The following is a 24,440-nucleotide window of genomic DNA, read 5'->3' as shown; positions in this document are numbered from 1 at the left end:
CACAGCCAAGGCCGCCGCCCCAGCGGTTTTGGCTGTGTCTTCTCAAGCCCGGAGATCTCATGGCTCAAACGTACTCATTCACCGAACGCAAACGCATCCGCAAAAGCTTCGGCAGCCGCGAAAACGTGCTGGAAATCCCCTACCTGTTGCAGATGCAGAAGGACGCCTACACCGCCTTTTTGCAGGTGGACCAGCACCCACGCAAGCGCGCCCCCGAGGGCTTGCAAGCGGCATTCGAGTCGGCGTTCCCGATCGTCTCGCACAACGGCTACGTCGAGATGAAGTTCGTCGAGTACAACCTGGCCCGGCCGGTGTTCGACGTGCGCGAGTGCCAAACGCGCGGCCTGACCTATGCGTCGGCGGTGCGCGCGCGCGTGCAGCTCATCATCTACGACCGCGAATCGTCCACCAGCCAGTCCAAGGTGGTCAAAGAGGTCAAGGAGCAAGAGGTTTACATGGGCGAAGTGCCGCTCATGACCGACAAGGGCTCGTTCATCGTCAACGGCACCGAGCGCGTGATCGTCTCGCAGCTGCACCGCTCGCCGGGCGTGTTTTTTGAGCACGACAAGGGCAAGACCCACAGCTCGGGCAAACTGCTGTTTTCGGCCCGCATCATCCCCTACCGCGGCTCGTGGCTCGACTTTGAGTTCGACCCCAAAGACCTGCTGTTTTTCCGCGTTGACCGCCGGCGCAAGATGCCGGTCACCATTTTGCTCAAGGCCATTGGCCTGAACCCCGAGCAGATTTTGGCCAACTTCTTCGTCAACGACCACTTCCGCCTGATGGAAAGCGGCGCCCAGATGGCGCTGGTGACCGAGCGCCTGCGCGGCGAGGTGGCGCGCTTTGACCTCACCGACCCCAGCGGCAAGGTGGTGGTGGCCAAAGACAAGCGCATCACGGCGCGGCACACGCGCGAACTCGAGCAGGCCAAGGTCACGCACATCAGCGTGCCCGAAGACTTTTTGCTCGGGCGCGTGGTGGCGCGCAACATCATCGACCCCGAAAGCGGCGAACTGCTGGCGCGGGCCAACGACGAACTCACCGAGACCTTGCTGAAAAAACTGCGCAGCGCCGGCATCACCGATCTGGCGTGCATTTTCACCAACGAGCTCGACCAAGGCGCCTACATCAGCCAGACCCTGCGCAGCGACGAAACCGCCGACGAGTTCGCCGCCCGGGTGGCGATCTACCGCATGATGCGCCCCGGCGAGCCGCCGACCGAAGACGCGGTGCAGGCGCTGTTTCACCGCCTGTTCTACAACCCCGACACCTACGACCTGTCGCGCGTCGGGCGCATGAAGTTCAACGCCCGCGTCGGGCGCCCGAGCAGCACCGGTGCCATGGTGCTGTCGAACGAGGACATCCTCGACGTGGTCAAAATTCTGGTCGATCTGCGCAACGGCAAGGGCGAAGTCGATGACATCGACCACTTGGGCAACCGGCGCGTGCGCTGCGTGGGCGAGCTGGCCGAAAACCAGTACCGCACCGGCTTGGCGCGGATCGAAAAAGCGGTGAAAGAGCGCCTCGGCCAAGCCGAGCAAGAGCCGCTGATGCCGCACGACCTGATCAACTCCAAGCCGATTTCGGCCGCGCTCAAAGAGTTCTTTGGCGCCTCGCAGCTGAGCCAGTTCATGGATCAGACCAACCCGCTGGCCGAGATCACGCACAAGCGCCGCGTGTCGGCGTTGGGCCCGGGCGGCCTGACGCGCGAGCGCGCCGGCTTCGAGGTGCGCGACGTGCACGTGACGCACTACGGCCGCGTGTGCCCGATCGAAACCCCAGAAGGCCCGAACATTGGCCTGATCAACTCGCTGGCGCTGTATGCGCGCCTGAACGAGTACGGCTTCATCGAAACCCCCTACCGCCGCGTAGTGGATGCCAAGGTGACCAAGCAGATCGACTACCTGTCGGCGATCGAAGAAGGCAAGTACGTGATCGCGCAGGCCAACGCCGCGCTGGACGCCGAAGGCCGCCTGAGCGACGAGCTGGTGAGCGCACGTGAAAAGGGCGAGTCGATCCTGACGCCGCCCGAAACCGTGCAGTACATGGACGTGTCGCCGGCGCAGATCGTGTCGGTGGCGGCCTCGCTGGTGCCGTTCCTCGAGCACGACGACGCCAACCGCGCGCTCATGGGCGCCAACATGTCGCGCCAAGCGGTGCCGACGCTGCGGCCCGAAAAACCGCTGGTGGGCACCGGCATCGAGCGCGTGGCGGCGATCGACTCGGGCACCGTGGTGGTGGCCAAGCGCGGCGGGCGTGTCGATTACGTCGATGCCTCGCGCATCGTGGTGCGCGTGGCCGACGCCGAGGCCGTGGCCGGTGAGGTCGGGGTCGATATCTACAACCTGATCAAGTACCAGCGCAGCAACCAGAACACCAACATCCACCAGCGCCCGATCGTGAAAAAGGGCGACCTGATCCACGCCGGCGCGGTGATCGCCGACGGCGCCTCGACCGACCTGGGTGAGATCTCGATCGGCCAGAACATGCTGATCGCCTTCATGCCCTGGAACGGCTACAACTTCGAGGACTCGATCCTGATCAGCGAGCGCGTGGTGGCCGAAGACCGCTACACCAGCATCCACATCGAAGAACTGGTGGTGATGGCGCGCGACACCAAGCTCGGGGCCGAAGACATCACGCGCGACATCCCCAACCTGGCCGAGCAGCAGATCAACCGGCTCGACGAATCCGGCATCATCTACGTCGGCGCCGAGGTGCTGCCCGGCGACGTGCTGGTGGGCAAGGTCACGCCCAAGGGCGAAACCACGCTCACGCCCGAAGAAAAACTGCTGCGCGCCATTTTTGGCGAAAAAGCCTCGGACGTCAAAGACACCTCGCTGCGCGTCGATCAAGGCTCGCAGGGCACGGTGATCGACGTGCAGGTGTTCACGCGCGAAGGCATCCAGCGCGACAAGCGTGCGCAGCAGATCATCGACGACGAGCTCAAGCGCTTCCGCCTCGACCTCAACGACCGCTTGCGCATCGTTGAGGCCGACGCCTATGACCGGATCGAAAAGCTGCTGCTGGGCAAAACCGCCAACGGCGGCCCCAAGCGCTTGGCCAAAGGCGCCAAGATCGAGCGCGCCTACTTGGCCGAGGTGGACAAGTTCCATTGGTTCGACATCCGCCCCGCCGACGACCAGGTGGCGGCACAGCTCGAGTCGATCAAAAACGCGCTCGACTCCACGCGCCACAGCTTCGATTTGGCCTTTGAAGAAAAGCGCAAGAAGCTCACCCAAGGCGACGAGCTGCCGGCGGGCGTGCTCAAGATGGTCAAGGTCTATTTGGCTGTCAAACGCCGCTTGCAGCCCGGCGACAAAATGGCCGGCCGCCACGGCAACAAGGGTGTGGTCTCCAAGATCACCCCGGTCGAAGACATGCCCTACATGGCCGACGGCACGCCGGTCGATATCGTGCTCAACCCGCTGGGCGTGCCCTCGCGCATGAACATCGGCCAGGTGCTCGAGGTGCACTTGGGCTGGGCCGCCAAGGGGCTGGGCCAGCGCTTGGGCGATATGTTGCAGCGCCAGGCCGCCGCCGCCGAGGTGCGCCAGTATCTTGAGCAGATCTACAACCGCACTGGGCGCAAGGAAAACCTGGCCGACCTGAGCGACGACGAAGTGCGCGCCATGGCGGCCGAGCTGAGCAAGGGCGTGCCCTTTGCCTCGCCGGTGTTCGACGGCGCCTCCGAGGCCGAGATCTTCGACATGCTCAAGCTCGCCTACCCCGACGACGTGGCCAAGGCCAAGGGCCTCACCCCCACCCGCACCCAGGCGCAGCTGTACGATGGCCGCACCGGCGACGCCTTCGAGCGCGTGACCACCGTGGGCTACATGCACTACCTCAAGCTGCACCACTTGGTCGATGACAAGATGCACGCGCGCTCCACCGGCCCGTACTCGCTCGTCACCCAGCAGCCGCTGGGCGGCAAGGCGCAGTTCGGCGGCCAGCGTTTCGGTGAGATGGAGGTCTGGGCGCTCGAAGCCTACGGCGCCAGCTACGTGCTGCAAGAGATGCTCACCGTCAAGTCCGACGACGTGCAGGGCCGCACCAAGGTCTATGAGAGCATCGTCAAGGGCGAGCACGCCATCGACGCCGGCATGCCGGAGTCGTTCAACGTGCTGGTCAAGGAAATCCGATCCCTCGGCATCGACATCGAGCTCGAGCGCGGCTGAACCCTGAACCCGTAAAGGAAACCCGGATATGAAACACTTCCTCGACCTGTTCAAGCAGATCACCCCCGACGAGCATTTCGATGCCATCAAGATCGGGCTGGCCTCGCCCGAGAAAATCCGCTCCTGGTCTTTTGGCGAAGTCAAAAAGCCCGAGACCATCAACTACCGCACCTTCAAGCCCGAGCGCGACGGCCTGTTCTGCGCCAAGATCTTTGGCCCGATCAAAGACTACGAGTGCCTGTGCGGCAAGTACAAGCGCCTCAAGCACCGCGGCGTGATCTGCGAGAAGTGCGGCGTCGAAGTCACGCAGACCAAGGTGCGCCGCGAGCGCATGGGCCACATCGATTTGGCCGCGCCCTGCGCCCACATCTGGTTCCTCAAGAGCCTGCCCAGCCGCCTCGGCATGGTGCTCGACATGACGCTGCGCGACATCGAGCGCGTGCTCTACTTTGAAGCCTACGTGGTGGTCGATCCGGGCATGACGCCCCTGAAAAAATTCGCCATCATGAGCGAAGACGACTTCGACGCCAAAGAGCGCGAGTACGGCGACGAGTTCGTGGCCAAAATGGGCGCCGAGGGCATCCAAGAGCTGCTGGCCAGCATCGACATCGACGGCGAGATCGAGCGCCTGCGCAACGACCTCACCGGCTCCGAGCTCAAGGTCAAGAAAAACGCCAAGCGCCTCAAGGTGCTGGAGGCCTTCAAAAAATCGGACATCAAACCCGAGTGGATGGTGCTCGACGTGCTGCCGGTGCTGCCGCCCGACCTGCGCCCGCTGGTGCCGCTCGACGGCGGCCGCTTTGCCACCTCCGACCTCAACGACCTGTACCGGCGCGTGATCAACCGCAACAGCCGCCTCAAGCGCCTGCTCGAGCTCAAAGCGCCCGAGATCATCGCGCGCAACGAAAAGCGCATGTTGCAAGAGGCAGTCGATAGCCTGCTCGACAACGGCCGCCGCGGCAAGGCCATGACCGGCGCCAACAAGCGCGCCCTCAAGTCGCTGGCCGACATGATCAAGGGCAAGGGCGGGCGCTTCCGCCAAAACTTGCTCGGCAAGCGGGTCGATTACTCGGGCCGCTCGGTCATCACCGTGGGCCCCACGCTCAAGCTGCACCAGTGCGGTCTGCCCAAGCTGATGGCGCTGGAACTGTTCAAGCCCTTCATCTTTGCGCGCCTCGAGCAGATGGGCATCGCCACCACCATCAAGGCGGCCAAAAAAGAAGTCGAAGCCGGCACGCCGGTGGTCTGGGACATCCTCGAAGAGGTGATCCGCGAGCACCCGGTGCTGCTCAACCGCGCCCCGACGCTGCACCGCCTCGGCATCCAAGCCTTTGAGCCGCTGCTGATCGAGGGCAAGGCGATCCAGTTGCACCCGCTGGTGTGTTCGGCCTTCAACGCCGACTTCGACGGCGACCAAATGGCGGTGCACATTCCGCTGTCGGTCGAGGCGCAGATGGAAGCGCGCACGCTCATGTTGTCGTCCAACAACGTGCTGTTCCCGGCCAACGGCGAGCCCTCGATCGTGCCCTCGCAAGACGTGGTGCTGGGCCTGTACTACACCACCCGCGAGCGCATCAACGGCCGCGGCGAAGGCATGGTCTTTGCCGACATCGCCGAGGTGCAGCGCGCGCTCGACGCCGGCGTGGTCGAGCTGACGGCGCGCGTCAGGGTGCGCCTGACCGAGCACCTGAAAAACAAAGAAGACGGCCAGCTGGTGCCGGTCACCAAGCTGGTGCAGACCACCGTGGGCCGTGCCCTGCTGAGCGAGATTTTGCCGCGTGGCCTGCCCTTCGAGCTCATCAACAAGGCGCTCAAGAAGAAGGAAATCTCCAAGCTCATCAACGCCTCGTTTCGCAAATGCGGCCTCAAAGAGACGGTGGTGTTTGCCGACAAGCTGCTGCAAAACGGCTTCAGGTTGGCCACCCGCGCCGGCATCTCGATCGCCATCGACGACATGCTGGTGCCGACCGAAAAGCACACCATCATCGCCCGCGCCGAGTCCGAGGTCAAAGAGATCGCGCAGCAGTATTCGTCGGGTCTGGTGACTGCGGGCGAGCGCTACAACAAGGTGGTGGACATCTGGGGCAAGGCCGGTGACGACATCTCCAAGGTGATGATGGAGCGCCTGAAAAAGGAAAAAACCATCGACCGCCACGGCAACGAGGTCGATCAGGAGTCGTTCAACTCGATCTATATGATGGCCGACTCGGGCGCGCGCGGTTCGGCGGCGCAGATCCGCCAGCTCGCCGGCATGCGCGGCCTGATGGCCAAGCCCGACGGCTCGATCATCGAAACCCCGATCACGGCCAACTTCCGCGAAGGCCTGAACGTGCTGCAGTACTTCATCAGCACCCACGGCGCGCGCAAGGGGCTGGCCGACACGGCGCTGAAAACCGCCAACTCGGGCTACCTGACGCGGCGTTTGGTTGACGTGACGCAAGACCTGGTGGTGACCGAAGACGACTGCGGCACCGGCAACGGCACCCTGATGCGCGCCATCGTCGAGGGCGGCGAGGTGATCGAGTCGCTGCGCGACCGCATTTTGGGCCGCACGGCGGCCGACGACGTGCTCAACCCCGAAACCCAGCAGGTGGTGATCGCGGCCGGCCAGATCGTCGATGAAGACGGCTGCGACCTGATCGACTCGCTGGGCATCGACGAGGTGCGCGTGCGCACGGCCCTGACCTGCGAAACCCGCTTTGGCCTGTGCGCCAAGTGCTACGGCCGCGACCTCGGCCGCGGCGGCCCGGTGAACATCGGCGAAGCGGTGGGCGTGATCGCCGCGCAGTCGATCGGCGAGCCGGGTACGCAGCTCACCATGCGCACCTTCCACATCGGCGGCGCGGCCTCGCGCGCGGCGGTGGCGTCCAGCGTCGAAGCCAAGTCCAGCGGCAGCGTCGGCTTCAACGCCACCATGCGCTACGTCACCAACTCCAAGGGCGAGCTGGCGGTGATCGCGCGCTCGGGCGAAATCGTGATCCACGACGAAAACGGGCTGGTGCGCGAGCGCCACAAAGTGCCCTACGGTGCAATTTTGGCGGTGCGCGCCGACCAAGCCATCAAGGCCGGCACCATCTTGGCCAACTGGGACCCGCTCACGCGCCCGATCATCACCGAGTTCGCCGGCACGGTGAAGTTCGAGAACGTGCAAGAGGGCATGACGGTGGCCAAGCAGGTCGATGACGTGACCGGCCTGAGCACGCTGGTGGTGATCGACCCCAAACGGCGCGGCGCCACCAAGGTGGTGCGGCCGCAGGTCAAGCTGATCGACGCCAGCGGCAACGAGGTCAAGATTCCGGGCACCGACCACTCGGTGACCATCGGCTTCCAAGTCGGCGCCCTGATCCAGGTGCGCGACGGCCAAGACGTGGGCCCCGGCGAGGTGCTGGCGCGCATTCCCGTTGAGGGCCAGAAAACGCGCGACATCACCGGCGGTCTGCCGCGCGTGGCCGAGCTGTTCGAGGCGCGCTCGCCCAAAGACAAGGGCATCTTGGCTGAAATCACCGGCACCGTGAGCTTTGGCAAAGAGACCAAAGGCAAGGTGCGGCTGCAGATCACCGACCCCGACGGCAAGGTGGCCGAAGAGCTGGTGCCCAAAGAGAAAAACATCCTGGTGCACGAAGGCCAGGTGGTGAACAAGGGCGAATCGATCGTCGATGGCCCGGCCGACCCGCAAGACATTCTGCGCCTGCTGGGCATCGAGGAGCTGTCGCGCTACATCGTCGATGAGGTGCAAGACGTCTATCGCTTGCAGGGCGTGAAGATCAACGACAAGCACATCGAGGTGATCGTGCGCCAGATGCTGCGCCGCGTGGTGGTGAGCAACCCGGGCGACTCGAACTACATCGGCGGCGAGCAGGTCGAGCGCTCCGAGATCCTCAACACCAACGACGCGTTGATGAAAGAAGGCAAGACCCCGGCGAGCTACACCAACGTGTTGCTGGGCATCACCAAGGCCTCGCTGTCGACCGACTCGTTTATCTCGGCGGCCTCGTTCCAAGAGACCACGCGCGTGCTCACCGAAGCCGCGATCATGGGCAAGACCGACGAGCTGCGCGGCCTGAAAGAGAACGTGATCGTCGGGCGCCTGATTCCGGCCGGCACCGGCATGGCCTTCCACCAAGCGCGCCACGCCAAAGAGCGCATGGACGACGAAGAGCGCCGCGCCATCGCCGAGGCCGATGCGGTGGCGTTGGCCACCAGCTTGGCCGAGGCCGACGGCGACAGCCGCGCGGAGTGAAGCCGGCGCTGGCCGACCAGCTGGCTGCTGCCGCCCGCCTGCTGGCGGCGGTGGCCGCTGGCCAGTCGCTCAGCACCGCCTTGCCGGCGCTGCCCCCCAGCCTGCGGCCGGGGGTGCAGGCGCTGGTGTTTGATGCGCTGCGCCATTGGGGCCTGTCGATGGCGCTGCGGCGGCTGCTGTGCCGCCAGGCGCCGCCGCCTTTGGCCGCGGCCTTGCTCGAGCTCACGCTGGGCTTGCTGGATGCGGCGGCTGAGGCGGCAGAGGCCAGCGCGGTGGCGGGTGCAGATGCCGCCATTCCTGACACTGCTACAGCCGCAGCAATCGCTGTCAATCAAGCCCTCCCGCGCCATGCAGCCGCAGCACCCCAGCGCCAGCCCCTAGGGGCGCCGGCGCGGCCGCTGTACCCTGCCCACACGCTGGTCGATCAGGCCGTGGCCGCCTTGCACCCGCTGCGCCTGCCGCCGGCGCTCAAGGGGCTCATCAACGCTTGCCTGCGCCGCTTCGTGCGCGAACGCGCCGCGCTGCGCGCGCAAGCCCTGCACGACCCGGTGGCGCGCTGGAACCACCCGTTGTGGTGGCTCGAGCGGCTGCAGCGCGACCACCCCCAGCACTGGGAACAGATCGTGGCCGCCAACCAGCGCGCTGCGCCGATGGTGCTGCGCGTCAACCGGCGCCGCTGCAGCCGCGCCGACTATCTGCAGCACCTGCAGCAGGCAGGCCAAGAGGCCACGCCATGGGGCGCCGACGGCGTGCAACTGGCGCAACCGCTGCCCGTGGAGCAGCTGCCGGGCTGGGCGCAGGGTTGGGTGTCGGTGCAAGACGGCGCCGCGCAACTGGCGGCGCCCTTGCTGCTGGGGGCGGTGGACGCAGCGGCACTGGGAGCGCCCAGCCAGCCAGAGCCGAGCGCGCAAGCAGTGGCATCTGCAGGGCTGGGGGCGACCACACCCCGGCTGCGCATTTTGGATGCCTGCGCCGCGCCGGGCGGCAAGACCGCGCACCTGCTCGAAGCCGCCGACGCCGAGCTGTGGGCGCTCGACCTCGACCCACAGCGCTGCGAGCGCATCGCGCACAACCTGCAGCGCTTGGGGCTGCAGGCGCAGGTGCGCTGTGGCGACGCCGCCGACCCCGGCCCATGGTGGGACGGCCAGCCCTTTGACGCCATTTTGCTCGACGCCCCGTGCAGCGCCAGCGGCATCGTGCGCCGTCACCCCGATGTGCTCTGGCTGCGCCGCCCCAGCGACATCGCGCAGCTGGCGGCACAACAGCGTCGCCTGCTCGAGGCCCTGTGGCCGCTGCTGCGCCCCGGCGGGCACTTGCTCTACGCCACCTGTTCGGTGTTTGTGCCCGAGAGCGAGGGCGTGGTGCAAGCCTTTGTACAACAGCACAGCGATGCCCAGCGCCTGCCGGCGCCGGGGCAGCTGCTGCCCGGCTGTGGTGCCAGCGCCACAGCCGGCGCCAACGCAGCAGCGCACGCCAGCGGGTCGATCGGTGACAATCTGGCGCGTGAAACCGATGGATTTTTCTACGCCCTGTTGCGCAAACGCGCCTGAGGCCGCCCGTCCTGCGGCGGCGCGGGGGGCGTTGCCTTGCGTACGCCCGGTGCCGGCTTGGCCTGTCCGCACACGGCGCGCCGTGCTGCACTGGCTGCTGGCCCTGTGCTGCCTGAGTTTGGCTGGCACCAGCTGGGCCAGTGCGCCGCTGCCGGTGCAGCTGCTGCGCGATGCCGAGGGCCTGAGCTTGAGCGCGCGCCTGGCGCCCGAGCTGCCGACCGACCTCGAGGCGGTGTTGCTGCGCGGGGTGCCGGTGCACTTTGTCTGGCAGGCCGAGGTGCGCCAGCCGCGCTGGTACTGGACTGCGCGCTACTTGGGCTCGGTGCAGCGCGTGGTGCGCGTGGCCTACCAGCCCCTGACGGGGCGCTGGCGCGTGAGCGTCAACTCCGGTCCGGTGGGCGAGGCCGCCTTGGGTACCGCGTTGCACCAGAACCTCGACAGCTTTGCCGACGCGATGGCTGCAGCCACCGCAGTCTCGCGCTGGCGTTTGCTGGGTGCCGCCGAGCTGCCCGCCAGCGGCGCGCTGCGGGTCGATTTCGAGTTCCGGCTCGACGACCGGCTGCTGCCGCGCCCGTTCCAGCTCGTGGCGCCACAGAATGAAGGTTGGTCGGTGCTCTACCGCCATACCCTGCGCTTGGATGCAGGCGGAAACTGAACCCCGCCCTCGGCCGATGCCACACCCATCCAGCGCATGAACGCCACCTCCATCCGACCTCTGGGCGCCGCCGCCCGGCGCTGGTTGGCGGCGTTGCTGCTCATTTTGGTTGGCGGCGTGGTGATGGTGTTGTTTTTCATGCTCACCGTGGCCACCGACCACCGCGCCTTCGAGGCCGACGGCTACGTCTATCTGGTCTGGCTCAACGTGGGGGTGGCGGGCCTGCTGGGCGTGCTGCTGCTGTGGCTGGCCTACAAACTGGCCAGCCGCTGGCGGCGCAAGCGCTTTGGCAGTCGCTTGCAGGTCAAGCTGGCGGCCATTTTTGCCTTGGTCGGTTTCCTGCCCGGTTTGCTGATCTACGTGGTCTCGTACCAGTTCGTGTCGCGCTCGATCGAGACCTGGTTCGACGTGCGCGTTGAAGCCGCGCTCAGCGCCGGCCTCAACTTGGGGCGCACCACGATCGAGACCTTGGCCGCCGATCTGGCCTCCAAAGCGCGTGGTGCCGCCCTGAGGCTGGGCGAGCAAAGCGACGTGGCGGCCGCACTCAGCCTCGAGGGCCTGCGCGTCCAGATGCAGGCCCACGACATGGTGCTGTGGAGCGCCACCGGGCGCGCCATCGGCTCGGCGGGTGAATCGCGCTTCGAATTGTTGCCTGCAGCGCCCGCGCCCGAGCTGTTGCGGCTGGTGCGCGCCCAGCGCTCGATCACCCGCATCGAAGGTCTGGAAGAGCTCGAAACGCTGGAAGAGCCGCAGCAGGTGCTGCAGTTGCCGGCCGCGCAGCTGCCGCGCATCCGCGTGCTGGTGCTGGTCGAGCCGCACGGCTTTGGCATCGGCCTAGAGCCGCGTTTTTTGCAAGTGGTGTCCATCTTGCCCGCGGCCTTGGTGGCCGACGCCTTGTCGGTGCAACTGGCCAACCGCGAATACCAGGAGCGGGCGCTGGCGCGCGAGGGCTTGCGCAGCATGTACATCGGCACCCTCACGCTGGCGCTCTTTTTGGCCACCTTTGGGGCCGTGCTGCTGGCCTTGCTGCTGGGCCAGCAGCTCATGCGACCGCTGCTGGTGCTGGCCGAAGGCATGCGCGATGTGGCGCGCGGCGACCTCACGCCCAAACAAGCCCTGCCCACCAAAGACGAACTGGCGGGCCTGACGCGCAGCTTTGCCCACATGACGCAAGAGCTGCTGGAGGCGCGCCAAGCGGTGCAGCGCAGCATCGGGCAAGTGGATGCCGCGCGCGCCAACCTGCAAACCCTGCTCGACAACCTGAGCGCGGGCGTGGTGGTGCTCGACGCGCAGCAGCGCCTGCTGAGCGCCAACCCGGGTGCCATGCGCATCTTGCGCGTGCCGCTGAACGCGCACTTGGGGCAGGGCCTGCACGCCGTGCCCGGCTTGCGCGGTTTTGCCGATTTTGTGCAGCAGCAGTTCGACCGTTTTCTGGCCGACTCGGTGCAGCACGAAGGCCAGCACTGGCAGCAACCGGTCGATCTGCAACCCGGAAACGAGGCCAACGCCGCGCAAGAGGGCCAGCGCCAGGCGCTTACGCTGATCGCCCGCGGCGCCTTGCTGCCCAGCGGCGAGCAACTGCTGGTGTTCGATGACGTGTCCGAAATCATCTCGGCCCAGCGTGCCCAGGCTTGGGCCGAGGTGGCGCGGCGGCTGGCGCACGAGATCAAAAACCCCTTGACGCCGATCCAGCTCGCCGCCGAGCGGCTGGCCATGAAGCTGCAGCCCAAGCTCGAGGGCGCCGAGTTGGTGCTGCTGGACAAATCGGTCAAGACCATCGTCGATCAGGTCGACGCCATGAAGCGGCTGGTGAACGAATTCCGCGACTACGCCCGTCTGCCCGCCGCGCAGCTGGAGCCGCTGGACCTGAATGCCCAGTTGCGCGACATCGTGGCCCTCTACGAAGCCGCCGACGTGCCGGTGCGGCTCGATTTGCAAGCCGGCCTGCCGCCGGTGTTGGCCGACGCCCAGCAAGTGCGCCAGGTGGTACACAATCTGGTGCAAAACGCGCAGGACGCCACCCCGCCCGGCGCCCCCGCCGTGCTGTTGCGCACCCGTGCCTCCGACGGTGGGCGCTGGGTGCGGCTGCAGGTGCTGGATCACGGGCCGGGCTTTGCCGAGGCCATCCTCAAGCGCGCCTTCGAGCCCTACGTCACCAGCAAGGCCAAAGGTACCGGGCTGGGGCTGGCGGTGGTAAAAAAAATCATCGACGAACACGGTGGCCGCATCGACATCGGGCACTGGCAAGACGATGAGGGGCAGGGCGGGGCGCAAGTCTCGCTATCATTGCGGGTTGCAACTCTGCAACAAAATTGAGCATTGCACGGGAAGGCAAGCGGGCAGCATGGCAAACATCTTGGTGGTTGATGACGAACTCGGCATACGCGAGCTGTTGTTCGAAATTTTGAACGACGAGGGGCACGCGGTCGAGCTGGCCGAAAACGCCGCGCGGGCGCGCGAGTTGCGGTTGGCTGCCCGCCCCGATCTGGTGTTGCTCGACATCTGGATGCCCGACACCGACGGCGTCAGCCTGCTCAAGGAATGGGCCGCTGGCGGGCTGCTGACCATGCCGGTGATCATGATGAGCGGGCACGCGACCATCGAAACCGCGGTCGAGGCCACCCGCATCGGGGCCATGGCCTTTTTGGAAAAGCCCATCACCCTGCAAAAACTGCTGCAGACGGTGCAAAAGGGCCTGACCCGGGTGGTGGCGCGCCCGGCCGCGACGACCACTCGGCCAGACCCCGCGTTGCCCACCGCCAGCGAGCCCTTGCTCGAGGCCGCACCGCGCCTCGTGGGAGCGCGCACGGCCGATGACGAATCGGGCACGCAGCGCTTTGATTTCGATGCGCCCTTGCGCGAGGCCCGCGACGCCTTCGAGAAAGCCTACTTCGAATTTCACCTGAGCCAAGAAAACGGCTCCATGACCCGGGTGGCCGAAAAAACCGGGCTCGAGCGCACCCACCTGTACCGCAAGCTCAAGCAGCTCGGGGTGGATTTGAACAAATCCAAGCGCGTGGGCGAGTAGCGCCCGCTGCACCGTGGGCGTAAGCGCTGCCGAGCTGCGCGGTGCAACGGGGCGAACCGAGCAGTCTATGGCTCAAGCTCCTGGGGGTACGGGAACTATGCCCCCAAGGCTGCGCTCCCATGCGGCCAGCGTTTACATTAGTCTGCATGTTCAAGTCTTTAACTGTTTTGCTGCTCGGGCTCTGCCTTGGGTGGGGTGCATGGGCGCAAGCGCCTGCGGCGCCGCTGTGGGCTGGCGCGACCGCCGGCGCGAACTTGTCCGGCGCGCTGGTTTCGGCGCCGGTGGTCACGCCCGAGTCGCGCACCGCGCTGCTGGTGCACGCGCCGCAGGGGGTGGCGGCGGGGCAGCCGCTGTGGCTGGGTTTGCAGATCGAGCACGCGCCGGGCTGGCACAGCTACTGGAAAAACCCGGGCGACTCCGGCCTGCCCACCGAATTTGAGTGGACGCTGCCCGCCCACGTGGTGCCCGGCGCCATCGCTTGGCCTACGCCGCGCAAGTTCCCCATCGGTGAGCTGGCCAACTACGGCTACAAAGACACGGTGTTGCTGCCGATCCCGCTCGAGGTGCGCCCCGGCTTTGCGGCCGACTCGTTGGCGCTCGAGGTGCTGGCCACGTGGCTGATCTGCCGCGAAGAATGCATCCCGCAAGAGGCGCGCTTTCAGGTCCGCATTCCGGCGCAAATGGCCACGGTGGCGCATGCGGCCGCCTTCGAGGCCGCTTGGGCCGCGGGGCCGGTGGCGCTGCCCGCCGGGTCCAGCCAGTTGGCCGTAACCGAACAAGCGCTGCAAGCCACGGTGCACGGGCTGCCCGCCGCGTGGCAGGGGCGCGCGCTCGAGTTTTTCCCCGAAATCGGGGCCCTGATCCAGCCTGGTGCCGCTTGGCAGCAGCGTTGGGAGGGCGCGGTCTGGCACGCCAGCATCCCGCTCAACCCCTTTCGCTCCGCTTCGCCCGCAGCCCTGCCGGTGGTGCTGGCGCTGGCCGACGCGCCGCCGGGTGCGGCTGGGGTGCGGCTGGAGCTGGCGGTGCCCGGCGGCTGGCCGGCCGTGGCGGCGCCGGCCGGCGTCTCGGACGCGTTGGCTGCCGCGCTGGCCGCCGAAGCTGCGCGCGCCACAGCCCCAGCAGCCCCCGGCCTGACGCTGTGGGCGGCGTTGCTCGGGGCCTTGATCGGCGGCATGATCCTCAACCTCATGCCCTGCGTGTTCCCGGTGCTGGCGCTCAAGGTGTTGTCGTTTTCGCAGCACGCCGATGACCGGCGCCGCCTGCGCCTGGGCGGGCTGGCCTACACCGCCGGCGTGGTGTTGTCGTTCTTGGCGCTGGGGGCGCTGTTGCTGGGGCTGCGCGCCGCCGGCGAGCAGCTGGGCTGGGGCTTTCAGCTGCAAAACCCAGCCGTGGTGGCGGCGCTGGCGGCGCTCTTCACCCTGATCGGGCTCAACCTCGCCGGCCTGTTCCAGTTTGGCCCCATGCTGCCCAGCGCGCTCGCCAGCTTGCGGGTGCGCAACCCCAACGCCGACTCCTTCCTCACCGGCGTGCTGGCTACGGCGGTGGCCTCGCCCTGCACAGCACCCTTCATGGGGGCCGCGCTCGGGCTGGCCGTGACGCTGGCCCCGGCGCAGGCGCTGGCGGTGTTTGCGGCGTTGGGTTTAGGGATGGCGCTGCCCTACTTGGCTGCCACTTGGGTGCCGGCGCTGGTGCGCGCCCTGCCGCGCCCCGGGCCGTGGATGGAGACCCTGCGCCAGTGGCTGGCCTTCCCGATGCTGGCGACCGTGGTCTGGCTGCTGTGGGTGCTGGGCCATCAGGGCGGCATCAACGCCGCCGCCGGCCTGCTCATGCTGCTGCTGCTGCTGGCTTGGATGCTGTGGGCGCTGGGCCGCGGTGGGCTGATGCGGCGCTGGATGGCCCCACTGGCGTTGCTGGGCCTGCTGGGCGGCCTGTGGCTGCTGGGCCCGCAGTTGCAGTCACAGCCCGGCGCCACCGCTGGCGTGGCCAGCGCCGCCCAAGCTGTGCGCAGCACCCCGACTGCCGTCGAAGGCGTGTACTGGCAGGCCTGGAGCCCGCAGCGCGAGGCCGAGTTGCTGGCCCAAGGGCGCACAGTGTTCGTCGATTACACCGCCGCTTGGTGCGTGAGCTGCCTCTACAACAAGCACAATGCGCTCGCCGACGAGTCGTTTTTGCGTGACGTGGCGGCGCGCAATGTGGTGCTGTTGCGCGCCGACTGGACGCGGCTCGACCCCGCCGTGACGCAATCGCTGGCCCGGCTCGGGCGCAACAGCATCCCGGTCTATGTGCTGCACGCCCCGGGGCGCCAGCCCTTGCTGCTGTCGGAGATTTTGACTGTGCAAGAATTGCGAGACGCCTTGGCGCAACTGTGACCGGATGCACCCCATGCGCCCCTTATCCCCCTACTCAAAGCGGCATTGGCTGCCCTGACCATCATGCTCTTTAGCGCCTGCTCCCCCGCCAACCCCTCCCTGCAAGTGAGCCTCGACGAAGGCCGGGCGCTGCTCGAATCGGGCGGTGCGGTGCTGGTCGACATCCGCGAACCCTCCGAGCACGCCCACGGCGTGGCCCCGGGCATGGTGCTGCTGCCGATGTCGCAGCTGCCCGCGCGCCTCAACGAACTGCCGCGCGACCCCGCCAAGCCGCTGCTCTTGATCTGCAACACGCAAAACCGCTCGGCGCGCGTGGCCGAGCAGCTGCACGCCGCCGGCCTGACGCACGTGCGCTTCGTCGATGGCGGCATGAGCGGCTGGGCGCGGCGCGGCTGGCCGATGGTGCGCCCGGGCAGCGGCGGCTGAGCGATTAAGGGAGCGGGCATGAACGACACCGAACTGATCGCCCTGCTGCGCCGCAGCCACACCATTGCCGTGGTGGGCCTGTCGCCACAAGCCGAGCGGCCCAGCCACCGGGTGGCGCAATACCTGCTACTGCAGGGCTACCGCGTGCTGCCGGTGAACCCGATGGCCGCCGGGCAGCTGATTTTGGGCCAGCCCTGCCACGCCAGCCTCGAGCAAGCCGCCGCCGCCTTGGCGGCCGAGGGGCTGCGCCTAGACATCGTCGACGTGTTTCGCCAAAGCGCCGAGGTGCCGCCACTGGTCGAGGCGGCGATCGCGCTCGGGGCGGCAGCGCTGTGGCTGCAGATCGGCGTGACGCACGCCGAATCGGAGGCCCGCGCCGCCGCCGCTGGGATGCAGGTGGTGAGCGATCGCTGCCTGAAAATCGAGCATCAGCGCTTGCTCGCGCCGGGCTAGGCGGGCACCGCTGCGGCCAGCCGACTAGCCAGCGCGCCGGCAAAATTTCGGAAAATCAGATATACCTTGATCGCGAGCTGGCTTGGGCAGCATGGTTTCAGTTGCGTCGCGAAGGCCAGCGCTTGACCAAACTGGCCGTGGCGGCAGCGGTGGCCCAAGCCCAGGCCGCCGACTACGAGGGCGAGGACGAGCGCGCCTTTGTCCAAGGCATCGCCACCCTCGTGAGCCTGCAGGCGCAGCGGCTGACGCAGCTTGTGGCCGACGCTGCGCGCTGGAAAGATGAGTATCTTTAATCGATGCCGACCCTTGTCATTGCGCGACAATCGTCGCCATGAACACGCCCTACGCCCCTTTGCAAAACGATACCTTTTTGCGCGCTTGCCTGCGCCAAGCCACAGAGCACACCCCGATCTGGCTCATGCGCCAAGCCGGGCGCTACCTGCCAGAGTACCGCGCCTCGCGCGCGCGCGCCGGCAGCTTCATGGGCTTGGCCACCAACCCAGACTACGCCACCGAGGTCACGCTGCAGCCGCTCGAGCGCTATGCGCTGGATGCGGCGATCTTGTTCAGCGACATCCTCACCGTGCCCGACGCCATGGGGCTGGGCCTGAGCTTCACCCAGGGCGAGGGGCCCAAGTTTGAGCGCCCGCTGCGCACCGAGGCCGACGTGGCGGCGCTGGCGCTGCCCGACCTCGAGCGGCTGCGCTATGTGTTTGACGCCGTGACCTCGATCCGGCGTGCGCTGGCGGGCCGGGTGCCGCTGATCGGCTTTAGCGGCAGCCCTTGGACGCTGGCCTGCTACATGGTCGAAGGCGGCGGCAGCGACGACTACCGCCTCGTCAAGACCATGCTCTACCGCCGCCCCGATTTGCTCGAGCGCGTGCTGGACCTCAACGCCGACGCGGTCGCAGCCTATTTGCGCGCGCAGATCGAGGCCGGGGCCCAGGCGGTGATGATTTTCGACAGCTGGGGCGGGGTGCTGGCCGATGGCGCCTTTCAGCGCTTCAGCCTGGCCTACACCGCGCGCGTGCTGGCGCAACTGCCGCGCGAGCACGCCGGGCAGCGCATCCCGCGCATCGTCTTTACCAAAGGCGGCGGCCTGTGGCTCGAGCAGATGGCGGCGCTGGACTGCGAGGTGCTGGGGCTGGACTGGACCGTGAACCTGGGGGCGGCGCGCGCGGCAGTGGGCGGGCAAGCCGGGGCGCCGGGCAAGGCGCTGCAAGGCAACCTGGACCCGAACGTGCTGTTTGCCGCGCCCGAGCAGGTGGCGGCCGAGGCGGTGCGGGTGCTGGAGCAGTTTGGTGCCCCGCACACCGACCCCAACCAGCCCGGGCCCACGCACATCTTCAACCTTGGGCACGGCATCAGCCAGCACACCCCGCCCGAGAGCGTGCAGGCGCTGGTCGAGGCGGTGCACGGGCATTCGCGCCAGATGCGCCAGCGCGCTTGAGGCCGGTTGGTTCATTTCGCACAACGGTGGCGCTGTTTGGGTGCAAGCCGCGCAAGGGCGGACATTGGGCGCCCTTCATCTTGGGCTGCGGCCCAAGCGGTGGAGGCAAAAACGGTGACGCAGGAGGCGGTTCGGCTAGCACAAAAAGGGCCATGAGTCCGCCCGATTGCGTGCCTTATGCACAAATACCGCATCGGCACCCAGACCTGAGCACAAACCCCAATACCCTCCCTGTGTCTCTGGGGGCGCGATGCAAGTTGTTGATATGATTGGTTCTTGAGCGGCTGCCCGTTTTCTGGGCAGCGCAGACAAGGCTTTGATTTGCAAGGTCTTGGCGGCCCGATCCAAGGGCTATCCACAAAGTTATCCACAGATGCGTTGAGCAACTGCCGCAACCCCAGACGAATCAGCCACTTGGGCCCATTTTCAACACCATGACTGAACAGTTAGCGCCAACTGCAGCCTGCTGGGTCGAGGTGGTGTTGGCCACCCCGGCCCACAGCGGGTTGGGCGACAGCCTGAGCTACTGGAGCAGCGAGCCGTTGCAGCCGGGGGCGCTGGTGCGGGTGCCGCTGGGGGTGCGCGAGGTCTTGGGCATCGTCTGGCAGGTGCACGAGCAGCCGCCGGATGGCCTGAGCGCCGACAGCTTGAAGCCGGTGCGCGAATCTTTTGCCGCTCTGCCACCGTTGCAGGCCAACTGGCGCGCCTTGATCGCGTTTGCGGCGCGCTACTACCAGCGCGGCTTGGGCGAGGTGGCGCTGGCGGCGCTGCCGCCGCAACTGCGCGAGCTCGACGGCGCGGCCTTGCTGCGCCGCCTAAAGAAACTCGATGCCGCAGCCTTGGGCGCAGGCGTGGTTGCCGGTGCCGGTGCCGGTGCCGATGCGCAAGAGCGTGCCGGCACCCAAGAGCCGGGGCTAGACCCGGCAGCGGCGGTGCCAGCCCCCAGCCCCGAGCAAGCCGCCGTGCTCGATGCGCTGGCGCAGAGCACGCAGCCGGTGCTGCTGTTTGGGGCTACCGGCAGCGGCAAGACCGAGGTCTATTTGCGTGCAGCGCAGGCGCTGCTGCAGCAAGACCCGCAGGCGCAGGCGCTGGTGTTGGTGCCCGAGATCAACCTGACGCCGCAACTGGAGGCGCGCTTTTGCGAGCGCTTTGGCGCGCACGGGGTGGTGGCGCTGCACAGCGGCCTGAGCCCGGCGCAGCGCTTGCGCCACTGGTTGGCGGCGCACCGTGGCCAGGCGCGCATCGTGCTGGGCACGCGCATGGCGATCTTTGCCAGCCTGCCGCGCCTGCGCCTGATCGTGGTCGATGAAGAACACGACCCGAGCTACAAAAGCCAAGACGGCGCACGCTATTCGGCGCGCGATCTGGCGGTGTACCGCGCCCGGCTGGAATCGGGCACGGCGCGCTGCCAAGTCATTTTGGGTTCGGCCACGCCCGCGCTCGAGAGCTGGCACGCGGCCGAGCAGGGGCGCTACCAGCGGCTGCAGATGCCCGGGCGCATCGCCGGGGCGGCGCTGCCGCGCTTGCGCCTGCTGGACCTGAACCAGCAGCCCAAGCAGTGCCTGATCGCCCCGCCGCTGCTGGCGCAACTGGCCGCGCGCGCCGCCCGCGGCGAGCAAAGCCTGGTGCTGCTGAATCGGCGCGGCTACGCCCCGGTGCTGGCCTGCCACGCCTGCGGCTGGAAAAGCGACTGCCCGCACTGCAGCGCGCACGCCGTGTTTCACAAGCTCGACCGCAGCCTGCGCTGCCACCACTGCGGCCACGCCACCCCAGTGCCGCGCGCCTGCCCGGCATGCGGCAACCTCGACATCGCGCCGGTCGGGCGCGGCACCGAGCAGGTCGAGGAACACTTGGGCGCGCTGCTGGCCGAGGCGCGCCGCCCCGACGGCAGCCCGGTGCGGGTGGCGCGGCTGGACGCCGACAGCACGCGCGCCAAAGGCAGCCTGCACAGCCGCTTGGCGGCGATGCACGAGGGCGAGGTCGATGTGCTGGTGGGCACCCAGATGGTGGCCAAAGGGCACGACTTTCGCCGCATCACGCTGGTGGCGGGCCTGAACGTGGACAGCGGCTTGTTTTCAAGTGACTACCGCGCCCCCGAGCGCCTGTTTGCGCTGCTGCTGCAAGCCGCGGGCCGCGCCGGGCGCGACGCCGCCTTTGTGGCCGCGCAGCAGGCCGAGGTCGAGCTCTGGGTGCAGACCTGGTACCCGCAGCACCCGCTGTTTGCCGCGCTGGCGCGCCACGACTACCCGGCCTTTGCGGCGCAGCAGCTGCGCGAGCGCGCCAGCGCGCAGATGCCACCGTTCAGCTTTCAGGCGCTGCTGCGCGCCGAAGCCCGCAGCCAGGCCACGGCACAGGGGTGGCTGCAAGCCGCTGCTGACGCTGCCCGCAGCGCCAGCCTGCCCGGTTTGGCGCAGAGCACGCTGTACCCGCCGCTGCCGCTCACGGTGCAGCGCGTGGCGGGCGTTGAGCGCGCGCAGATGCTGGTCGAGAGCCCCTCGCGCCCGGCGCTGCAGGCCTTTTTGGCAGCTTGGCAGCCGCTGCTGCACGCGTTGCGCCGCCAGCCGCCCGGGCGCGGTCTGCTGCGCTGGGCCATCGATGTGGACCCGGTCAGCCTGTAGCCGCAACCGGCCCCAGCCACGCCACCGCCGCCGCAAAGCTCAGAAACGACAGCGCGGTCGAGTACAAAATGATGCGCGCGATGCGCCCGCTGTCGGCGCCGAAGCGCTCGGCCAGCAGCACCACGTTGCTGGCGCTGGGCAGCGCGGCCACCAGCACCATCACCGTCAGGGCAAAGGGATCGAGCCCCAGCCCGAGCGCCATCGCCCCGGTGCCCGCCAGCCACACCAGCAGCGGGTGCAGCAGCAGCTTGAACAGCGCCAACTGCAGCGGTTCGAGCAGCGCGGGCTGAGGCTTTGGTGTTTGCAGGGGCTGAGCTTGCTCACCCTGCGCCGGCGCAGAGGCTTGCAGTTGCGCGCGCGCCAGCACGGCGCCCAGGGTGAACAGTGCCACCGGTGCCGCCGCGTCGGCCAGCAGCCACACCGTCTGCTGCAGCGGCCCCGGCAGCTGCAGGCTGTAGGCCGAGGCCAGCGCGCCGAGCACGATCGCCCACGGCATCGGGTTGGCCAGCACGCCGCGCAGCGCCTGCCCGGCCGCCGCCAGCGCCCCGCCGGCCTGACCGCCCAGGCGCGAGAGCGCAATGCACAGCGAGCTGGTGATCACCATATCGACCACGATCAGCCCCATCACCGTGCCCACGCTGTGCGGTCCCAGCAGCGCCGCCAGCAAGGGCACGCCCATAAAGCCGGTGTTGGGGAAGGCCACCACCAGCGCGCCAAAGGCGGCATCGTTCCAGCCCAAGCCGCGCCGCCTAGAGAGCGCCACCACCAGCCCCACCAGCAGCAGCGCCACCAGCAGATAGACAACCAACACCGCCGCGTCCAGCAGCTGCCCGATCGGCGTCGTGGAGCCGAAGCGAAACAGCATCGCCGGCAGGGCAAAGTAGAGCACGAAGGCGTTGAGCCCTGGAATCGCGCTCAGGGCCAGCCAGCCCCGGCGCGTGGCCGCGTAACCGGCCAGCACGAGCGCGAAAAAGGGAAAGGTGACGAGCAGGATGTCAAACACGGCGCGCTATTGTCGCTGCAAGCGGCCCTGGGGGCAGCGGTGGGCAAGCTGCGCGGGCTGTGGCGCTGGGGGCGGTTGGCCGATTTTTGGCCGCGCAGCGGACGGTATGAGGCCGACTGCCCCCAGTGCCACAGCCCCTCCCCCCACGAAAGCTCACCATGTGCGGACACAGAGAACGGCCCGAACTTGTGCGCCACGCACCCTGATTCCACGCGCATTGGGATCAACCGAGTGCCATGAGGGGCTTAGGCTTAAGGCAAAGGCAGGCGGCAGGCAGCGCCGGGCGCATATGATCGCCCCTTGGCCAAAACCGCGCAGCACAACCCAGCCCCCCAGCCCCCCAGCCCCCCAGCCCCCAGCCCCCATGTCCTCCGGCCTCAACCCCGCCCAGCTCCAGGCCGTCGCGCACCAAGGCGGGCCGTGCTTGGTGCTGGCCGGAGCCGGCTCGGGCAAGACGCGCGTGATCACGCACAAGATCGCGCGCCTGCTGCAGCAGGGCATGGCGCCCGAGCGCATCGCCGCCATCACCTTCACCAACAAGGCGGCGGCCGAAATGCGCGAGCGCGCCCGCGCGCTGGCGGGCCGCGCCGCGCAGCAGGTGCTGATCTGCACCTTTCACGCCCTCGGCGTGCGCCTGTTGCGACTGGACGGCGCGGCGCTGGGCCTCAAACCGCAGTTCTCGATCCTCGACAGCGACGACGTGGCCTCGCTGCTCAAAGACTGCGGCGCCAGCACCGATTCGGTCACGGCGCGCCATTGGCAGTGGACCATCAGCGGCTGGAAAAACGCCGGCCTCGACGCCGCGCAGGCGCTGGCGCAGGCCGGCGACGAGGCGCAGCGCCAGATCGCCCTTGTCATGGCCAAGTACCAAGAGCGGCTGGCGGCCTACCAGAGCGTGGATTTCGACGACCTGATCGGCCTGCCGCTGGCGCTGCTGCAGCGCCACCCCGAGGTGCGCGCGCGCTGGCAGGCGCAGCTCGGTCACGTGCTGATCGACGAATACCAAGACACCAACGCCACCCAGTACGAGCTGCTCAAGCTGCTGGTGGGCGCGCGCGCCCAGTTCACCGCCGTGGGCGACGATGACCAGTCGATCTACGGCTGGCGCGGCGCCACGCTGGACAACCTCAAGCGCCTGCCGCAGGATTTTCCCGCTCTGCAGGTGATCAAGCTGGAGCAGAACTACCGCTCCACCGGCGCCATTTTGCGCGCCGCCAACCACGTCATCGCCCCCAACCCCAAACTCTACCCCAAGCAGCTGTGGAGCGATCTGGGCGAGGGCGAGCCGGTGCGCCTGCAAGCCTGCGACCACGAGGAGCACGAGGCCGAGCGCGTGGTGGCGCGCATCCAGAGCCTGCGCGGCCCGGCCTCGGGCAGCGCGCACAAGGCCTACAAAGATTTTGCCGTGCTCTACCGCGCCAACCACCAGTCGCGCCCGCTCGAAACCGCGCTGCGCAAGGCGCAGATTCCGTACCAGGTCTCGGGCGGCACCGGGTTTTTTGAGCGCGCCGAGATCAAAGACCTGTGCGCTTGGCTGCGCCTGCTGGCCAACCCGGACGACGACCCGGCCTTCCTGCGCGCCGCCACCGCCCCTAAGCGCGGCATCGGGCACCAGACGCTGCAGCAGCTGGGTGCCTTTGCCAGCCAGTACAAACTCAGCCTCTACGAGGCCCTGTTTGCGCATTCCCTGAGCGCAGCCGTGCCAGCGCGCGCCCTCGCCACCCTGCACGAGTTTGGGCGCAGCCTGAATGACTTGCAGTACCGCGCCCGCCACTGCCGCGGCCAGGAAGCGGCGGCGGCCTTTTTGGCCGACTGGCTGCAAGGCATCGGCTACCAGCAGCACCTGCTCGACCACGCCGACAGCGCCCAGCAAGGCAGCGCCCGCTGGAGCAACGTGCTCGATTTTTGCGACTGGATGGCGCAGCGCTGCGCCGACCCAGCCGCGGGCGACGCGGCGGCGCCGGGGCGCGCACCGCAGACCATGCTCGATGTGGCGCAGACGGTGGCCCTGATCACCACCTTGCAAGACCGCCAGCAAGAGCAGGACGTGGTCACGCTCTCAACCCTGCACGCCGCCAAGGGGCTGGAGTGGCCGCATGTGCAGCTGGTGGGCGTCAACGAGGGCCTGCTGCCCATGCGCCCCGACGACGAAGACGCCGCCGCGCTGGCGCAGCGCCTGCAAGAGGAGCGGCGGCTGATGTACGTGGGCATCACACGGGCCCAGCACACGCTGGTGGTGAGCTGGCTCAAGCGGCGCAAAAAAGGGCGCGAGACGGTGCCGGCGCAGCCCAGCCGTTTCATTGCCGACATGCAGCTCGACAGCGCCCCGGTGCGCGAAGACCCGCGCGCCAAGCTGCGCGCGCTGCGCGCCGAATTTGCCCAGCGCGTCCAAACGCCACCCGGAGCCGGTACAGCCCCGCCGGTTTCGCCCTAGTGGAAACAACCGATGGCCAGCGCAAATAAGATTCAC

14 protein-coding genes are annotated in these 24,440 nt (G+C 67.9%); 13 read left to right on the top strand and 1 reads right to left on the bottom strand.

The annotated features are described in order from the left end of the window. The first annotated feature begins 59 nt into the window (after positions 1–59). The 12 genes from rpoB to priA all read left to right on the top strand — a co-directional run bounded on the left by rpoB (position 60) and on the right by priA (position 20,967). Entirely contained in the window at positions 60–4,178 is a 4,119-nt protein-coding gene (gene rpoB / locus ACVMK0_RS09650) for a DNA-directed RNA polymerase subunit beta (protein WP_476463659.1), read from the top strand. 28 nt (positions 4,179–4,206) lie between these two features. Beyond that, positions 4,207–8,418, top strand: a complete 4,212-nt coding sequence (gene rpoC, locus ACVMK0_RS09645) for a DNA-directed RNA polymerase subunit beta' (RefSeq protein WP_476463658.1) — start codon at positions 4,207–4,209, stop codon at positions 8,416–8,418. Further along, positions 8,415–9,968: a 16S rRNA (cytosine(967)-C(5))-methyltransferase RsmB gene (gene rsmB, locus ACVMK0_RS09640; RefSeq protein WP_476463657.1), complete on the top strand. Its 1,554-nt coding sequence runs from the start codon at positions 8,415–8,417 to the stop codon at positions 9,966–9,968. The genes rpoC and rsmB overlap by 4 nt, the downstream gene beginning before the upstream one ends. A gap of 82 nt (positions 9,969–10,050) precedes the next feature. Further along, positions 10,051–10,623, top strand: a complete 573-nt coding sequence (locus ACVMK0_RS09635; RefSeq protein WP_250960904.1) for a DUF4390 domain-containing protein — start codon at positions 10,051–10,053, stop codon at positions 10,621–10,623. 36 nt (positions 10,624–10,659) lie between these two features. Then, positions 10,660–12,939 carry a sensor histidine kinase gene (locus tag ACVMK0_RS09630; RefSeq protein ID WP_476463656.1) on the top strand — a complete coding sequence of 760 codons (2,280 nt, stop codon included), beginning with the start codon at positions 10,660–10,662 and terminating at the stop codon, positions 12,937–12,939. A 28-nt stretch (positions 12,940–12,967) separates the two neighbouring features. Further along, the gene (locus tag ACVMK0_RS09625; protein WP_250960906.1) at positions 12,968–13,651 is read left to right on the top strand and encodes a response regulator; all 684 of its coding nucleotides are present in this window, start codon (positions 12,968–12,970) and stop codon (positions 13,649–13,651) included. A 146-nt stretch (positions 13,652–13,797) separates the two neighbouring features. Continuing rightward, entirely contained in the window at positions 13,798–16,020 is a 2,223-nt protein-coding gene (locus ACVMK0_RS09620; RefSeq protein ID WP_476463655.1) for a protein-disulfide reductase DsbD family protein, read from the top strand. 45 nt (positions 16,021–16,065) lie between these two features. Further along, a complete protein-coding gene (locus ACVMK0_RS09615; RefSeq protein WP_476463654.1) occupies positions 16,066–16,446 on the top strand; it encodes a rhodanese-like domain-containing protein in 381 nt (126 codons plus the stop codon). 18 nt (positions 16,447–16,464) lie between these two features. Then, positions 16,465–16,899, top strand: coding sequence for a CoA-binding protein (locus ACVMK0_RS09610; protein ID WP_250960909.1), 435 nt, complete (start codon positions 16,465–16,467; stop codon positions 16,897–16,899). 122 nt (positions 16,900–17,021) lie between these two features. Further along, entirely contained in the window at positions 17,022–17,192 is a 171-nt protein-coding gene (locus ACVMK0_RS09605; protein ID WP_197539301.1) for a hypothetical protein, read from the top strand. A gap of 38 nt (positions 17,193–17,230) precedes the next feature. Continuing rightward, positions 17,231–18,349: a uroporphyrinogen decarboxylase gene (gene hemE / locus ACVMK0_RS09600; protein WP_476463653.1), complete on the top strand. Its 1,119-nt coding sequence runs from the start codon at positions 17,231–17,233 to the stop codon at positions 18,347–18,349. 434 nt (positions 18,350–18,783) lie between these two features. Further along, entirely contained in the window at positions 18,784–20,967 is a 2,184-nt protein-coding gene (gene priA, locus ACVMK0_RS09595; RefSeq protein ID WP_476463652.1) for a replication restart helicase PriA, read from the top strand. On the opposite strand, the gene ACVMK0_RS09590 is transcribed toward priA, so the two are convergent. Then, a complete protein-coding gene (locus tag ACVMK0_RS09590; RefSeq protein WP_045536675.1) occupies positions 20,957–21,970 on the bottom strand; it encodes an AEC family transporter in 1,014 nt (337 codons plus the stop codon). The genes priA and ACVMK0_RS09590 overlap by 11 nt on opposite strands. Positions 21,971–22,334: 364 nt before the next feature. Between ACVMK0_RS09590 and ACVMK0_RS09585 the strand changes: the two genes are divergently transcribed. Further along, entirely contained in the window at positions 22,335–24,404 is a 2,070-nt protein-coding gene (locus ACVMK0_RS09585; RefSeq protein ID WP_476463651.1) for an ATP-dependent helicase, read from the top strand. Positions 24,405–24,440: the final 36 nt, after the last annotated feature.

The organism is Serpentinimonas sp. SSL01 (assembly GCF_056323735.1).
This window is presented reverse-complemented; position numbering and strand designations above follow the sequence as displayed.

Bases quoted from the DNA above. Each gene is read 5' to 3' on its own strand.
- rpoB (WP_476463659.1), top strand. From the start codon at position 60: ATGGCTCAAACGTACTCATTCACCGAACGCAAACGCATCCGCAAAAGC.
- rpoC (WP_476463658.1), top strand. From the start codon at position 4,207: ATGAAACACTTCCTCGACCTGTTCAAGCAGATCACCCCCGACGAGCAT.
- ACVMK0_RS09630 (WP_476463656.1), top strand. From the start codon at position 10,660: ATGAACGCCACCTCCATCCGACCTCTGGGCGCCGCCGCCCGGCGCTGG.
- ACVMK0_RS09625 (WP_250960906.1), top strand. From the start codon at position 12,968: ATGGCAAACATCTTGGTGGTTGATGACGAACTCGGCATACGCGAGCTG.
- ACVMK0_RS09620 (WP_476463655.1), top strand. From the start codon at position 13,798: ATGTTCAAGTCTTTAACTGTTTTGCTGCTCGGGCTCTGCCTTGGGTGG.
- ACVMK0_RS09610 (WP_250960909.1), top strand. From the start codon at position 16,465: ATGAACGACACCGAACTGATCGCCCTGCTGCGCCGCAGCCACACCATT.
- hemE (WP_476463653.1), top strand. From the start codon at position 17,231: ATGAACACGCCCTACGCCCCTTTGCAAAACGATACCTTTTTGCGCGCT.
- priA (WP_476463652.1), top strand. From the start codon at position 18,784: ATGACTGAACAGTTAGCGCCAACTGCAGCCTGCTGGGTCGAGGTGGTG.
- ACVMK0_RS09585 (WP_476463651.1), top strand. From the start codon at position 22,335: ATGTCCTCCGGCCTCAACCCCGCCCAGCTCCAGGCCGTCGCGCACCAA.